We start from the raw sequence: 15330 nt of genomic DNA, 5'->3' as shown, positions 1-15330 counted from the left end.
GTTCCTTTCTTAACTGAAGGGGACGTTCTTTCTTTTTGTAAAAAATATACAAAAGGATAAGTTAGATAGATTATATTTGTCAGACTCATGGAGTTCTATTGGACGAATGCTTGCCATAAGCTATCTGTAGAAGGAGGGGTACATGCTATGATTGAGCAAGGAAAGCCGAAAGTGCACGATCTTCATATGCAGAACCGCAGGCAGATTCATATGACAGGCGTTTTGAATGTAGAAAGTTTTGACAGCGAGGAGTTTCTGTTACAGACGGAACTCGGACATTTGACCATCAAGGGTCAGAATTTACATATTAAAAACCTTAGCTTGGAGGAAGGTCTCCTTTCCATCGAAGGGCTAATGCATTCCCTAGTATATCTGGATCCCGGATCCCACCATAGTAAAAATAAAGGAATGCTGGGCAAACTATTTAAATGAATCCCTACGTACAGTGGATTACGCTGTTCTGGATGTTATTCTCAGGGACAGCGATGGGACTGGCTTATGACAGCTACCGGGTGCTGTCCAACCAGTTCCATTTTCCCAAGTGGACCGTCCATTTACTCGATTTAATATACTGGTGTGGAATGGCAGTATTTATATTTAGAATGCTTTATATTAGTAATCATGGAGAATTACGATTTTATGCATTTGTTGGGTTATTTATAGGTGTGTGGGGCTATTTTTTAATCTTAAGTGTTACAACCCAACGATTTGTGGTAATGTTAATAAAGGTAGTGCAATATGTATTATATTTGCTGAAGAGGTTATTCATAGTCGCCATTTGGTGGCCTATTAGAACTCTATATCGATTGGTACTGAGTATATTAGGTATCCTGTGGACCTTGATCATGTTCATTCTCGGGATTGTATTACGGTGTTTACATCCTTTTTGGAGACTACTGAAATGGATGCTTTATCCGGTAATAACGAAATTGAGAATTCCTGAGCTGATCCAGAAAGTGAAGCAGATTTGTGCAAATTTGTGGGATCGTTGGTCCTAAGGAGGGTTCATTCATGGGGAAGTATGCCTCGCAGACAACTAATCAACAATCAACAAAATATGTAGGCGGGCGCAGAAGATTGTCTTTATGGATGCTCTTTATGGTTCTTTTTATGAGTTGGGCAGGATATACTCTATTTAATCAGAACTCACAAATTGCAGAGACCAATGCTGAATTGGTTAAGAAGCAAGCAACCAAGGCGGAATCAGACAAATCTGTACAACAATTAGAATATGAAGTTAACCGATTGCAGGATCCTGAATATATCGGGCAACTGGCACGTAAGGAGTATGGTCTATATAGACCGGAAGAAATTCCAATTCGTCCGGAGGTCTCAAGCCCGTAATATAGGCGCGGATGCAGGTCATTACTCAGTTGACCTTACTTTGCGCATTATGTATAATCAAATCACCACAGCCAAGATTTATAAATTTTGCTGTATATTTTTAAGGGAGGATCATTTTATTCTATGGCAATCGAAGTAGGCACCAAGTTAGAAGGCAAAGTGACAGGCATAACCCATTTTGGAGCATTTGTGGATCTGTCAGGAGGTGTCACAGGTCTCGTTCACATCTCAGAAATCGCTGATAATTATGTTAAGGATGTCAATGATCATTTAAAGATCAATGATGTCGTTACGGTTAAAGTGATCAATGTCGACAAGGACGGCAAGATCGGACTATCCATCAAACAAACTGTTGACAAGCCACCAGAAGCAGCTAGACCACCAAGAAGTCCAAGACCTGAACGTAGCGGTAGTACTGGAGGCAGTACTGGCGGAAGAGAAGGCGGCGGAGAAAGATTTAGTGGCGGAAGAGAAGGTGGCGGCGGTGGCGGTGGTAGTTACAATCGTGAACGGGGCGGGCGTTCGTTTAAGCCTGCTGTCAAAGCTACATTCGAGGATAAAGTGTCACGTTTCCTAAAAGATAGTGAAGAACGGATATCGTCCATCAAGAAAAACACAGAGTCCAAACGTGGCGGACGTGGCGCTAAGCGCATGTAATAGTGAATATCATAAGATAACCGTAGCAGGCGAAAGCCTCTACGGTTTTTTTGTCGTCTGAAATTAATTGCCGACAACTTCCAACTGATTTCCAACTATCTCATGTTTAATCGCTAGACAAAAAGGAAGAGGTCACTACTATTTTCTGAAGAGAAAAATTCATGAAGGTAGTTTTAAAGTGTTGTGTGTTAAGCGATTGAACCACATTCCCGACATTCCGCAACGGAGGCTTTTTTGTCGGAAATTTCTTCTGTGCTTGTCCGCTGTTATGACAAACTTTCTTGATTCACTCACTCTATAATGGGTACCAACAAACAATATTAAGGGTGGTGCCAAAATCATGGAAAAAAGAAATGTAGTAAACTTTCCCGGCGTGCACATGGCAGAAAGAGCTAAATCAGCTTATCAACCGAGTTCATGGATCGCGCGAATGACACAGGGGAGTGTCGTTCGTCGGATAGTACACATTTTTGCGGCAAAGAAATGGATGTTGTTGCTAACATTCATGGGGTTCTTACTAGGAAAGGCCATGATATTGGACGAACTATCGCCTTTTGCATTAGCATTTTTTGCTGTTATTGTATTTATGCGTCGTGACTATCTTCCGATCGTCACGGTGGCTATTATCGCGGGTAGTTTATTTGCACCTTATCCAATACCGATTATCATTGCTGCAGAGTTGTTGATATTCTTTCTTATTCACAAGGGATTAGAGGCCTTTGAACATGCCGAATTATCCTATGCTCCTGTAATGGTATTTGTATCTACCTTTTGCGTAAATCTATTCCATGTTCTACTTGGCCCATCGTTAACCTGGTATGCTCTACTCATGATAGCTTTAGATGCGGTGTTGAGTTTTGTACTTACGATGGTATTTATCCAAGCGATTCCTGTATTCACCTATCGAAAGAAGAACTATCAGCTTAAAAATGAAGAGGTCCTGTGTCTAATTATTTTGTTAGCTTCCGTAATGACCGGCGCAGTAGGTTGGAGCATCTATGCGTTATCCATTGAACATATTTTATCTCGATACTTGATTCTGTTATTCGCACTCGTAGGAGGTGCATCGCTCGGGGCATCCGTTGGTGTCGTGACAGGCCTTATTCTAAGCTTGGCAGATATTACTGCGATCTATCAGATGAGTCTTCTCGCATTTTCTGGGATGTTGGCTGGCATGCTTCGCGAAGGTCACCGAGCTATGGTAGCGCTTGGAATGCTCGTCGGATCATCTATACTTTCTATTTATTTCATAGGGCCGGGTGATGTCTTGAACTCTACTTGGGAGACTTGTACAGCGATTGTACTTTTTATGTTTACACCAAAGACCGTTATTGGCATGATCTCAAAATATGTACCAGGTACGCAGGATCATACGAAGTCTCAACATGAATATGCGAAGCGAGTCCGCGATTTGACTGCAGATCGGGTTACCCAATTCTCACAAGTATTTAGGCAATTATCGCAAAGTTTTGGTCAAGTGTCAGGTGCGGAGGAAGTTAGTAAGCGTACAGAGGAAAAGGATCACTTCATGAATGCTGTCACCGAAGGTACGTGTGCAGGATGCTTCAAGAACCAGCACTGTTGGGACACGAAATTCTATCAAACCTATAAATATATGACGGATATGATGACATCTATAGAAGAGAATCCAGATCTTTCACCAGATAAGCTTCCATCTGATTGGAATAGAGTATGTCATAAGACGGGAGATGTGCTTGCAGTGATGAAGAAGCAGTACCATCTCTATCAACATGATATGCAGTGGAAACGTCAAATATACGATAGTCGTCATTTAGTGTCTGAACAATTATCTGGGGTATCGCAGGTCATGGATGATCTGGCACGAGAAATTAAACGGGAAGGACAAGCCATGTATCAACAGGAAGAGGAGATTAGAGAGGCTCTTGAGAAGATGGGATTATCTATTCATGGAATCGATGTCATTAATCTAGATTCAGGGCAAGTGGAGATTGAGATTGTACATGCTTATACGAGAGGATATGATGAATGTCGCAAAATTATTGCACCACTTCTCTCTAATATTCTAGATGAACATATCGCTGTTATGCAGGAGAAGGCCTCTGACACACGTGATGGACTGGCAACAGTAGTATTCGGATCGGCCAAGACATTTGAGATCATTACAGGAGTTGCTGGAGCTGCTAAGGGAGGAGATGTTTTTTCGGGGGATAGCTTTAGCACAGTGGAGCTGGGTAATGGAACCTTTGCAGTTGCGCTAAGTGATGGTATGGGGAATGGTGAACGTGCGCGACAAGAGAGTAGTACGGCGCTTAATATATTGGAGCAACTTCTGCAATCGGGAATGGATGAGAAGTTAGCTATTAAATCTGTTAATTCGATACTCTTATTGCGATCTCCAGATGAAATATATGCAACTGTGGATATGGCTTTAATTGATCAATATACGGCAGAGACGACATTTATGAAGATAGGATCAACCCCAAGTTTTATAAAAAGAGGACATGAGGTCATTCTTGTCTCTGCTAGTAACCTTCCGATCGGTATCATTCAGGAGATTGAAGTTGATTTAGTTACCGTGCAGCTTCAACCGGACGATATTGTTATTATGATGACGGATGGATTATATGATGCTCCGGGGTACGCCGTGAATAAGGAGCTATGGATGAAGCGTATTATTCAAGAAATTCAAAGTGACGACCCTCAATATATTGCAGATTGTTTATTGGAAAAGGTCATATGTTATCAACAGAACCAAATCCATGATGATATGACAGTCATCGTAGGGAAGGTAGAACGATACCAGCCACAGTGGGCTACATTGCATGTACCTGGGTTGGAGAGAATGGAACGGCCACGCACTGTAAGTTAGTAAGAACACTCCTTGTTTGAATTCTCTCATTTTTGGAAATGATAGAGAGAAGGATAAATAGCCATTGGGAGGGTGATTAATCATGAAGCAAATTTTGTTGATAACAGATGGGTGTTCAAATATGGGAGTTAGTCCAGTTATAGCAGCAGCACATGCGCTAGAAGACGGAATAACTGTCAACGTGGTAGGTGTAATAGACTACGGTACGATTGGAGAGATGGGTAGTTTAGAAATTTCTGAGATTGCCAAGGCCGGCGGAGGAATTAGTCGTATTGTTGGAACTCAGAAGTTGGCTCAAACCATGCAAATGATGACACGTAAGACAGTTGTGCAGACGATACAACAAGCTGTTAATAAAGAATTGAAACATATATTGGCGGGTTCAACGCTAGAAGACCTACCACCTAATCGTCGTTCTCAGGTCGTTGAGGTTGTTGACGAATTGACAGAGACTACACCAATTCAAGTAGCGCTGATCATTGATGCAAGTGCAAGCATGAAGCCAAAGCTAGCTGCTGTAGAGGAAGCTATACGTGATTTAATGTTGAGCTTACAAGCAAGGGAGGGATTTAGTGAGTTAGCTGTTTTTCACTATCCAGGTCGACATAGTGGAGAGGATGCCATTATGAATGTGAGCTGGACTTCGGATCTTGGTAGCTTAAAGTCTCTGTTTAATCGAATTCAAATGAGGGGGACAACTCCAACGGGACCAGCCATCATGAAGGTGATTGATTTCTTTCGTTATGGTACACTAGAAGGACATCAAGCATTGCGGAGGAATTCCGATGAGGGAGAGAGGACACTCGGTGATAACGTCGTCTAATCCCGAATATTCAACGGGTACAGTGATCACTGGGAAATGGCAACACAGCCGGTTTGTGATCCAACGTGTACTTGGAAGCGGGGCTAATGGAACTGTTTATCTCGTTCAGAAAGACGGTTACCAGGAGCGGTTTGCTTTGAAGATGGGGAATGATACACTGGAACTTCAGTCGGAGATCAATGTTCTGACTTCACTACAGACACAACGGAAACGGAAAGATAAGCAGCAAGGCGTAACACATCGTCCCTATTTGTTAGAAGTGGACGATTACTCTGTACGCCATAGAGAGATCCCTTTTTATGTTATGCGTTACGTAGAAGGAAGGCCGTTAAACTGGTTCATCCAAAAACGTGGTAAAGAGTGGATTGGCATTGTGGGGTTAAGGCTCCTAGAGAAGTTACGTGAATTACATCAGTTAGGGTTCGTATTCGGTGACCTAAAACCGGAGAATGTGATGGTATCCGAATACGGAGAAGTCGAGTTAATTGATTACGGTGGTGTTAGTTCTAAAGGCCGAAGTGTGAAGCAATTTACAGAATGGTATGATAGAGGGTATTGGAACGCAGGTACTCGCGGAAGTGATGAAGGGTACGACTTATTTGCCTTTGCCGTACTGTGTATTCATTTGATTCATGGAGATGCCTTGAGAGCTGCTGCTTCTCAGCATCTACCTCAGACGCGTAGCATGTCAGATTTGTTGGGTCTAGTTCAACGAAGCCATAGACTCAAACCATATTCGAGCTGGTTGAATAAAGCGATCCGAGGAGAGTTTGAAGGGTCTGATCAAGCTTCTATTCTTTGGAAGCAACTTATTTATAAACCTGCGCATTCTACTAGCAAACCCCTAAGAAGGACACCTCGATGGTTGAGATATGCATTTACCTTTTCGGTATTATTGTTGTGTTGTGTCGTTTATTTGGCAGTTCGATTTTAAGGGAATACAAACGTTTAAGGCAGAAAAGGAGCATACGGACATGAGAATGCACCTCTTGGTAGAGCATGTGCTTCGCACTGCAGAAGAACAGGGCCTATGGATCCCTAACGATACCATTATAGTCGCAGTCTCCGGCGGTCCGGACTCTGTGGCTCTTTTGCATATTATGCATGAAATTTCACAACACCATATTCCTTTAAAGCTAATATGCGCTCATGTTCATCACGGATTCCGTGTAGAATCTGATGAAGAGGCTCTGATGGTGAAGAACATCGCAGCCGCATTGGATATTCCTTTCGTTATGGAGGCTGTTGATGTTCCTGCATATATAAAGCAGACTGGAAAGGGTCCAGAAGAAGCAGCACGAGATAAGAGATATGAATTTCTTATTAGAACAGCCCTGAAATTTGGAGCGCGTTCTATCGCGCTTGGTCATCATGCTGACGACCAAGCCGAAACTGTCCTTCTTCATTTATTACGTGGCAGCGGTCCGACGGGACTTGTTGGGATGAAATTTAATAGAACCGTAAAAAATGTGGAACTTATTCGTCCGCTTCTACGTATATACAAAACAGACTTGGTCGACGTATGCGAGAATGAGAAGTTTATGTTCGCTATTGATCCAAGTAATCTAGAAGCAAAGTATAGACGTAACGAGATTCGCTTGGATATACTCCCTTTTTTAGGGCAATATAATGGACAGATTACACAGGCTTTAAACCAATTATCAAGTTTGATGACCGCCGAAGACGATTATATGGAGCAGGCTGCTGAGAAATTGTACCAAGAATCGGTACATACAAGCGATGGAAGGTTCACCTTTGAGGTCCCTTTTTTTACACGGCTACATGTCGCTTTACAACGGAGGTTGATTAAACTAATATTAAATTACATGTCGGTGGACTCTGAGCTCGCCGATTATGTCAAGATCGAAACCCTTCGTGGTGGCATGTCAGAGAAATCTCCTTCGACGTGGAGCCGAGACCTAGGTGGAGGATTCGTCTGTATACGGGAATATGATGTCATTACATTTCAGCCTAAGCCACTTATGCAGAGATTAAGGTATACATATCAACTAAATACAGTTGTTTCTGAACTTATGGTAGGCGAGATTGGGAAGGTCTTGAGAATGACAGTAGTTCCAAGAAATCAGAAGTCATGGTCAAGAGCAGAATTGCATGAAGATGAGGCAGTATTTGACGCCGATCAACTTGTGTTTCCTTTGACCGTGCGATGTAGGCAGGATGGAGATACCATGAAGGTAATGGGATTAAACGGCAGCAAGAAAGTGAAGGATATTCTTATCGACGGTAAGATACCGCCTTCTATACGCTCGCAAATTCCTATGATTCTGGATGGTAATAACTACATGATTTGGATACCGGGTTTACGGCGATCTATTCATGCACCTGTCAATCAGCATACAACTTCTGTTCTTCATATGTCTCTTGAAGATGCATAAGTTCAAGAAATGGTTAATAGTAATGGTCGGTTGAAAACTTTCATAGTTTAACGTAGGGGGTTCAGTAAGTTGCAGAATGATATACTAGAAGTACTCATCAGCGAAGAAGAAATTCGGGAGAAAGTTGCAGAACTCGGAGCTAAGTTAAGTGCCGAATATGCAGATCGTAATCCTTTGGTCATTTGCGTTCTAAAAGGCGCGTTTATTTTCATGGCAGATTTGGTTAAGTCAATAACCGTACACTGCGAACTTGACTTCATGGCAGTATCTAGTTATGGAGCAGCAACTAAATCATCTGGCATTGTTAAGATCATCAAGGATCTAGATGTTCCTGTTGAAGGACGGGATGTATTAATTGTAGAAGATATTATCGACAGCGGACTTACTTTAAGTCATTTAATTGAGATGTTGAATAATCGGAATGCGAAATCTACCCGTGTGGTTACGTTATTTGACAAACCATCTGGTCGTAAGGTAGATTTACAGGCAGATTATGCAGGATTTATAATACCTGACGCATTTGTCGTCGGATATGGTTTGGATTACGCAGAGAAGTACCGGAATCTACCCTATGTCGGGGTATTGAAACCGGAAATATACACATCTTAGTACAGAATTTTCATGGCGTAAGATCATGCATAACTCCTTGTCAGTTGCCTCTATTGAGATAGCCTGACAGGCTATGGTAAAATAACTTAAGTGTCTTGAGAGGAGGTAGGGGATGAATCGGTTCATCCGTAATTCTGGTTTTTATTTGATTCTATTTTTAGTCGTGGTGGGTATTGTACAATTCCTCAGCAATAGTAATGAAGCCGCTGACGCCCCTAAATATAACGAGTTACGCCAGCAGATTAAAGCTAATAATATTGCTGAGATGGAGGCGCAATTTGATAATTACGCCTATCTAGTGACTGGTAAATATAAGAAGGCGCCAGGTGCAGAGAAGTCAGATAGCTTCACGACTTATATTCCTGCTACTGATTTTTCATTGGATGAAGTGACTGAAGCCAGTGCGACAAACGGCTTTGATTTTGATGTGAAGCCTATGAAAGGTCAAAGCATTTGGTTGACCCTGCTTTCATCATTTATTCCGTTGATTCTAATGTTTGTCCTCTTCTTCTTCATATTCAATCAATCGCAAGGCGGCGGTGGCGGCAAAGTGATGAACTTTGGCAAGAGCAAAGCCCGATTATATAATGAAGAGAAGAAGAAAGTTACCTTTGAAGACGTTGCAGGTGCTGATGAAGAGAAACAGGAACTTGTTGAGATCGTTGATTTCTTGAAAGATCCTCGTAAATTCGCAGCAGTTGGTGCACGTATTCCTAAAGGGGTACTGTTAGTAGGTCCTCCAGGAACAGGTAAAACATTGTTAGCCAAGGCAGTTGCAGGCGAAGCGGGAGTACCCTTCTTCAGTATCTCAGGTTCTGACTTTGTCGAAATGTTTGTCGGTGTGGGTGCTTCACGTGTTCGCGATTTGTTTGAGAATGCGAAGAAGAATGCTCCATGTATCATTTTCATTGATGAGATTGATGCTGTAGGTCGTCAACGTGGCGCTGGTCTTGGTGGCGGACATGATGAACGTGAACAGACACTCAACCAATTGCTTGTAGAAATGGACGGTTTTGGTGGTAATGAAGGTATTATTATGATTGCTGCAACAAACCGTGCTGATATATTAGACCCTGCATTGTTACGTCCAGGACGTTTTGACCGTCAAATTACGGTTGATCGACCAGATGTGAAGGGGCGCGAGGCTGTATTGAAAGTACATGCACGTAATAAGCCATTGACTGACGACGTTAGATTAGATGTTATAGCTAAGCGTACAACTGGATTTACAGGAGCTGACTTAGAGAATCTCCTTAATGAATCGGCGTTGATTGCAGCCCGTCGTAATCGTAAGGACATCTCGATGAGCGAAGTAGATGAAGCGATTGATCGTGTTATTGTAGGTACAGAGAAACGTAGTCGTGTCATTAGTGAGCGCGAGAAACGAATCGTTGCTTACCATGAGGCCGGTCATACAATTGCAGGATATTTCTTAGAACATGCGGATATGGTGCATAAGGTTACCATCATTCCTCGTGGTCGTGCGGGTGGATATGTCATCATGCTTCCGAAGGAAGATCGCATGCTTGTTACGAAGAATGAATTGTTAGATAGAGTTACAGGTCTCCTTGCTGGACGTGTGGCAGAAGAAATTTTCATTGGTGAAATTGGTACGGGTGCATATAGTGACTTTCAACAAGCCACAGGTATTGTCCGTAGCATGATTATGGAATACGGAATGAGTGACAAGCTAGGACCTATGCAATTCGGCACATCTCAAGGTCAGGTCTTCCTTGGCCGTGATATTGGACATGAGCAGAATTACAGTGATTCCATTGCGTATGAAATTGATCAAGAAATGCAAAGTTTCACTAACTATTGTTACGAACGTTGTAAGGATTTGTTGATTAAACACTCCAAGGAAATGCACCTAATTGCAAGTACCCTCCTGGAAAGAGAAACTCTGGAAATTGATCAGATTAAACAGCTGATTGACAAAGGATCTATTACAGAAGGCCCAGTTACTGCAGATACTAAATCAACTGCTACTTCTGTAGAAGAAGGAACAGCTAAAGTAGAAACAGTAGGTGATGTTACGGTTCGCATTCTTCCACAGAGCGATGATAACAATTCAACTCCAATGGGGGATATTCCAAACACAACTTCTACCCCTAATACACCGGATTCTGATTCTAGCGATCCAAGTGATTCAGGCAATGAAGGCGGAACACCTCCAGAAAACAAATAAGATAAGGGCATTTCTTATCATACAAGAAACCCATATAACACATTCGGTGTTATATGGGTTTCTTTTTCTTATATCCTGTCTCAGGTTGATTGACAGAGTGAAGATCGTTGTGTAAATTAGTTGTTGAACAGCAAAGGATATCCTTTATTGGACTCGATCACTAAGGATACGAATATATTAGTATGACATGACAACTGTGATTGATAAATTACGGTACATATAGAGGGGGAAATAAGAGTGGAAGCTCTAGCACTTGAGCGTAAAGCAGAACAAAATAGAGAACTACGCGAACAGCTTATGCGTTTAAAGAAGGAACGGAATGCTATTATTTTGGCTCATTACTATCAGCGTGATGAAATACAAGAAGTTGCAGATTTCCGTGGAGACTCATTTCTACTAGCACAAAAGGCAGCTCAAACGGATGCTGAAGTTATTGTGTTTTGTGGTGTTCACTTTATGGGCGAAAGTGCCAAAATCCTCGCACCTAACAAGACTGTATTGATTCCTGATGAGCGGGCGGGTTGCCCCATGGCCGATATGGTTAATGTGGATGGTCTTCGGAAGCTGAAAGCACAGCACCCTAATGCTAAAGTAGTGACTTATATTAATTCTTCTGCAGAGATTAAAGCAGAGACAGATATTTGTTGTACCTCAGCTAATGCGGTCAGAGTGATCCAATCCGTTGACTCGGATGAGATTATATGGGTACCTGATAAAAACTTAGGTCATTATGTGCAACAGCACACAGACAAGAAGTTGATCATCTGGGAAGGTTATTGTAATACACATGATATGTTAACCGTTAAAGATGTATATGAAATGAAAGCCAAATACCCTGACGCTCCCTTCGTTGCTCATCCAGAATGCCGACCAGAAGTGGTTGAATTAGGTGATTTTGTTGGAAGCACAACAGCAATATTGGAGTATTGTAAGAAATCAGATGTGAAACAATTTATTGTGGGTACCGAGGATGGAACAGGATTCCAACTTCGACAGGATAGTCCAGACAAGACATTCCATTTCGCAACTAAATTTCTAGTATGTCCTAATATGAAGGTTAATAATCTTAAAAAATTGGTGAAATGTCTGGAGACGATGAAACCACAGATCTATGTTCCTCCTGCTATTGCCGATAAAGCACGTATTTCCCTAGAGCGCATGTTACAGGTCCAGTAGCATGCGCTACTCTTTCTCTTAAGATAGGTGAACAAGGTTATGATTCCACGGTATTTAGTAGATTTCGATCTTGATGCTCTTCCAAAAGTAAAGACAGATGTTATCGTCATTGGTTCGGGTATTGCCGGATTATTTACAGCCATTAACGCTGGTAAGGATCGTCAAGTATTAATGATTACCAAGAGTGCTTTACTTGAAAGTAACACCCGTTATGCCCAAGGGGGAATTGCTGCTGTTATATCAGGGGATGATTCACCAGCCTTCCACCGGCAGGATACTCTGCTAGCGGGGGCTGGTCTTTGTTCTTCTGCTGCAGTGGATATACTTGTGAATGAAGGACCCTTGGGAGTTAAGGAACTTATTCGTTTAGGAACGGCATTTGATGAGGATAATGGAGAATTAGCCCTTACACAGGAAGGTGCACATAGTCACCGACGTATACTACATGCTAATGGGGATGCGACTGGGTTCGAGATTGTTAGGGCACTATCCGAGCAAGTTATCGAAAATGATAATATTGAAGTATGGGACAATCATTTCGTACTGGATATTATTACAGAAGAGAATGTATGTATTGGTGTGCTAGTACAAGGTCCGAGAGGACAACGTATTTTTGTACAAGGTGAAGCCACGATTCTTTGTTCTGGAGGAACAGGTCAACTGTATCGGTATACGACTAATCCGGATGTGGCGACAGCTGATGGAGTTGCTATGGCCTATCGTGCAGGAGCTAAGATTAGGGACATGGAGTTTCTTCAGTTTCATCCAACGTCTCTTTGTTACCCGGGAGCTCCTCGATTTTTAATATCGGAAGCTGTACGTGGAGAAGGGGCTATACTGCGTAATATTAAAGGCGAACGTTTCATGAGCAAATACCATGAAATGCTTGAGCTTGCACCCAGAGATATCGTTGCCCGGGCCATTGTTAGTGAAATGGAAGAGACGAAGTCTACCTTCGTCTATTTAGATATTACACATGAAACGTCAGAATTGATTAAGCATCGTTTCCCAACTATTTTTGAGACTTGTATGGTCTATGGTCTAGATATGACAAGTGATTGGATTCCTGTTGCACCAGCTGCACATTATATGATGGGTGGTGTTCAGACCGATCAGAGTGGAGAAAGTAGCATTTCTCGATTGTTTGCATGTGGGGAAGCTTCCTCGACTGGAGTTCATGGTGCTAATCGTTTGGCAAGTAACTCGTTATCAGAAGCGATCGTATTTGGTCGCCGGATTGTGAATCGGATTCGGGAACTTCCTCCATTACATTGGTCAGAAGGCTCACTCGTGGTAGACTATAATCGGGTAGACGTTCCTATGCAAGCGATGATAGAGAGACGATTGAAGTTGCAGAAGGTTATGGTTCGCTATGTCGGTCTACGTCGTGATCAAGATTTGTTAACGAAGGGACTTGAGGATCTACGTCGTCAATTACCTGTTTTTCAGTCAGCGTTATTTAAGAAAGAAGAATTCGAATTTGCAAATATGCTAACGTGTTCGTTACTTATTACGCAGGCAGCCTTGGCGCGTAAAGAAAGCCGGGGTGCGCACTATCGGTCCGATTACCCCGAAAGAGATGATCTGAACTGGCGTAAGCATTTGTTACAGCGACGCGAGCATGGGATAGTGGAGGAAGTTAGTGATGATGTTTAATGGATATAATGAAGACTTGGTGGAATCAATTCGCCATTGGCTAAGAGAAGATATAGGTTCAGGTGATATAACTTCTCTTTCAACAATACCAGTAGGTCATGAATCTAAAGGGATTATTCATGCGAAAGAGAACGGAATAATAGCGGGAATTCCTGTATCAGAGTCAGTGTTTAAAATAGTAGACCCTTCACTTTCCTTTATTTCACACGTACAAGAGGGGGATTCTGTCACGAAGGGAACTGTGCTTGCCGTCGTTGAGGGAAGTACACATAGCATCCTAACAGGAGAGCGCCTTGCTCTTAATTTGTTGCAACGTTTATCGGGTATTGCAACGAAGACACATCAATTTATGGATACGCTAGAGGGGTTACCAACACGACTCGTAGACACACGTAAAACAACACCTGGACATCGTATGCTTGAGAAGTACGCTGTACGAGTAGGTGGTGGTGCGAATCATCGTTTCGGTTTATATGACGCAGTTATGATTAAAGATAACCATATCAAGGGTGCTGGTGGTATTACACAAGCAGTGAGTCGCGCTCGGGCTCATATTCCACATACGATGACTATTGAAGTAGAGGCAGAGAATCTGGAGCAAGTAAATGAAGCGATTCAGGCTGGAGCTGATATTATCATGCTTGATAATATGAGCCATAGTCTCATGCAGCAGGCTGTTGAATTGATCCGAGACCAAGTCCCTCATGTCAAAATAGAGGCATCGGGAAACGTATCTTTAAGTACAATTAGGGGAATTGCTGAATGTGGAGTCGATATCATATCGGTCGGACAGCTTACCTATTCTTTTGAAAGCCTAGATATTAGTTTAGATCTGAATGCTAAGAAGGAGGGCCAGATTTCATGATTCTTGTTGTAGACATAGGAAATACCAATATCGTATTAGGGATTTATCAGAATCGTGAACTGGCTTATCACTTCCGACTTAGTACTACTCGCCAATCTACAATAGATGAGTACGGAGTCATGATCTTTAATTTATTTCGGATGTCTGATATTTCTGTCAAGGATATTGAGGGTGTTATCATATCGTCTGTCGTTCCACCTCTAGTTAATGTTTTTGAAGAAATGTGTCAGAAATTCCTTCATAAAACGCCATTAGTGGTTGGGCCTGGCATTAAGACTGGGTTGAATTTACGTTACGAGAATCCGCGTGAAATCGGCGCCGATCGGATCGTTAACGCTGTGGCTGCTGTAAATCAATATAAAGGTCCGTTAGTGGTTGTTGATTTCGGTACAGCTACAACATTTGACTGTATTGATGATAAGGGTAACTATCTTGGGGGAGCCATTGTCCCTGGTATAGGGATAGCAACGGAAGCCTTATATCAACGAGCATCTAAACTGCCACGAATTGAATTAGAGAAGCCTAAGAAGGTCATCGGTCGTAACACCATTCATGCTATGCAGGCAGGGATTATTTTTGGATATGCCGGCCAAGTGGATGGTATTGTTGAACGTATCAAATTGGAGATGGAAGCTCCGGATCTGAAGGTCGTTGCAACAGGCGGATTAGCTGAGTTAATCGCAAGCGAGACGAGATGTATCCAGGAGATCAATTCTATGCTTACGCTCGAGGGCCTTCGTTTAATTTACGAACGTAATCAATAAC

Annotated in this window: 14 protein-coding genes; all 14 read left to right on the top strand. The window is 42.3% G+C overall.

Annotated elements, in window-relative coordinates:
• The first annotated feature begins 147 nt into the window (after positions 1–147).
• The 14 genes from yabP (at position 148) to AC1D69_RS22705 (ending at position 15329) form a co-directional block, all read left to right on the top strand.
• Positions 148–432 (top strand): sporulation protein YabP, encoded by a 285-nt coding sequence (gene yabP / locus AC1D69_RS22770; protein WP_495458420.1) that lies wholly within the window; start codon positions 148–150, stop codon positions 430–432.
• Positions 429–998: a spore cortex biosynthesis protein YabQ gene (gene yabQ / locus AC1D69_RS22765; protein WP_495458419.1), complete on the top strand. Its 570-nt coding sequence runs from the start codon at positions 429–431 to the stop codon at positions 996–998. Before yabP ends, yabQ begins: the two co-directional genes overlap by 4 nt.
• A gap of 13 nt (positions 999–1011) precedes the next feature.
• Positions 1012–1344, top strand: coding sequence for an FtsB family cell division protein (locus AC1D69_RS22760; protein ID WP_495458418.1), 333 nt, complete (start codon positions 1012–1014; stop codon positions 1342–1344).
• A gap of 123 nt (positions 1345–1467) precedes the next feature.
• Entirely contained in the window at positions 1468–2001 is a 534-nt protein-coding gene (locus AC1D69_RS22755) for a S1 domain-containing RNA-binding protein (RefSeq protein WP_495458417.1), read from the top strand.
• 430 nt (positions 2002–2431) lie between these two features.
• On the top strand, positions 2432–4852 hold the full coding sequence (gene spoIIE / locus AC1D69_RS22750) for a stage II sporulation protein E (RefSeq protein ID WP_495458461.1): 2421 nt from the start codon (positions 2432–2434) through the stop codon (positions 4850–4852).
• Positions 4853–4934: 82 nt separating this feature from the next.
• The gene (locus AC1D69_RS22745) at positions 4935–5675 is read left to right on the top strand and encodes a vWA domain-containing protein (RefSeq protein WP_495458416.1); all 741 of its coding nucleotides are present in this window, start codon (positions 4935–4937) and stop codon (positions 5673–5675) included.
• On the top strand, positions 5659–6609 hold the full coding sequence (locus tag AC1D69_RS22740) for a protein kinase domain-containing protein (RefSeq protein WP_495458460.1): 951 nt from the start codon (positions 5659–5661) through the stop codon (positions 6607–6609). The genes AC1D69_RS22745 and AC1D69_RS22740 overlap by 17 nt, the downstream gene beginning before the upstream one ends.
• 40 nt (positions 6610–6649) lie before the next feature.
• Positions 6650–8071, top strand: coding sequence for a tRNA lysidine(34) synthetase TilS (tilS, locus tag AC1D69_RS22735; RefSeq protein ID WP_495458415.1), 1422 nt, complete (start codon positions 6650–6652; stop codon positions 8069–8071).
• 69 nt (positions 8072–8140) lie between these two features.
• Complete coding sequence (hpt, locus tag AC1D69_RS22730; RefSeq protein WP_495458414.1) at positions 8141–8680, top strand: hypoxanthine phosphoribosyltransferase; 540 nt, start codon at positions 8141–8143, stop codon at positions 8678–8680.
• 112 nt (positions 8681–8792) lie between these two features.
• Complete coding sequence (gene ftsH, locus AC1D69_RS22725; protein WP_495458413.1) at positions 8793–10868, top strand: ATP-dependent zinc metalloprotease FtsH; 2076 nt, start codon at positions 8793–8795, stop codon at positions 10866–10868.
• 237 nt (positions 10869–11105) lie between these two features.
• Positions 11106–12044, top strand: a complete 939-nt coding sequence (gene nadA, locus AC1D69_RS22720; protein ID WP_495458412.1) for a quinolinate synthase NadA — start codon at positions 11106–11108, stop codon at positions 12042–12044.
• Positions 12045–12083: 39 nt separating this feature from the next.
• Entirely contained in the window at positions 12084–13700 is a 1617-nt protein-coding gene (locus tag AC1D69_RS22715) for an L-aspartate oxidase (RefSeq protein WP_495458411.1), read from the top strand.
• Positions 13690–14565, top strand: a complete 876-nt coding sequence (nadC, locus tag AC1D69_RS22710; RefSeq protein ID WP_495458410.1) for a carboxylating nicotinate-nucleotide diphosphorylase — start codon at positions 13690–13692, stop codon at positions 14563–14565. Before AC1D69_RS22715 ends, nadC begins: the two co-directional genes overlap by 11 nt.
• Positions 14562–15329: a type III pantothenate kinase gene (locus AC1D69_RS22705; protein ID WP_495458409.1), complete on the top strand. Its 768-nt coding sequence runs from the start codon at positions 14562–14564 to the stop codon at positions 15327–15329. The genes nadC and AC1D69_RS22705 overlap by 4 nt, the downstream gene beginning before the upstream one ends.
• The last annotated feature ends 1 nt before the right edge of the window (position 15330 follow it).

The organism is Paenibacillus sp. Y301 (assembly GCF_059445505.1).
The sequence above is the reverse complement of the archived record's forward strand: the minus strand, read 5'-3'. Positions and strand labels throughout refer to the sequence as shown.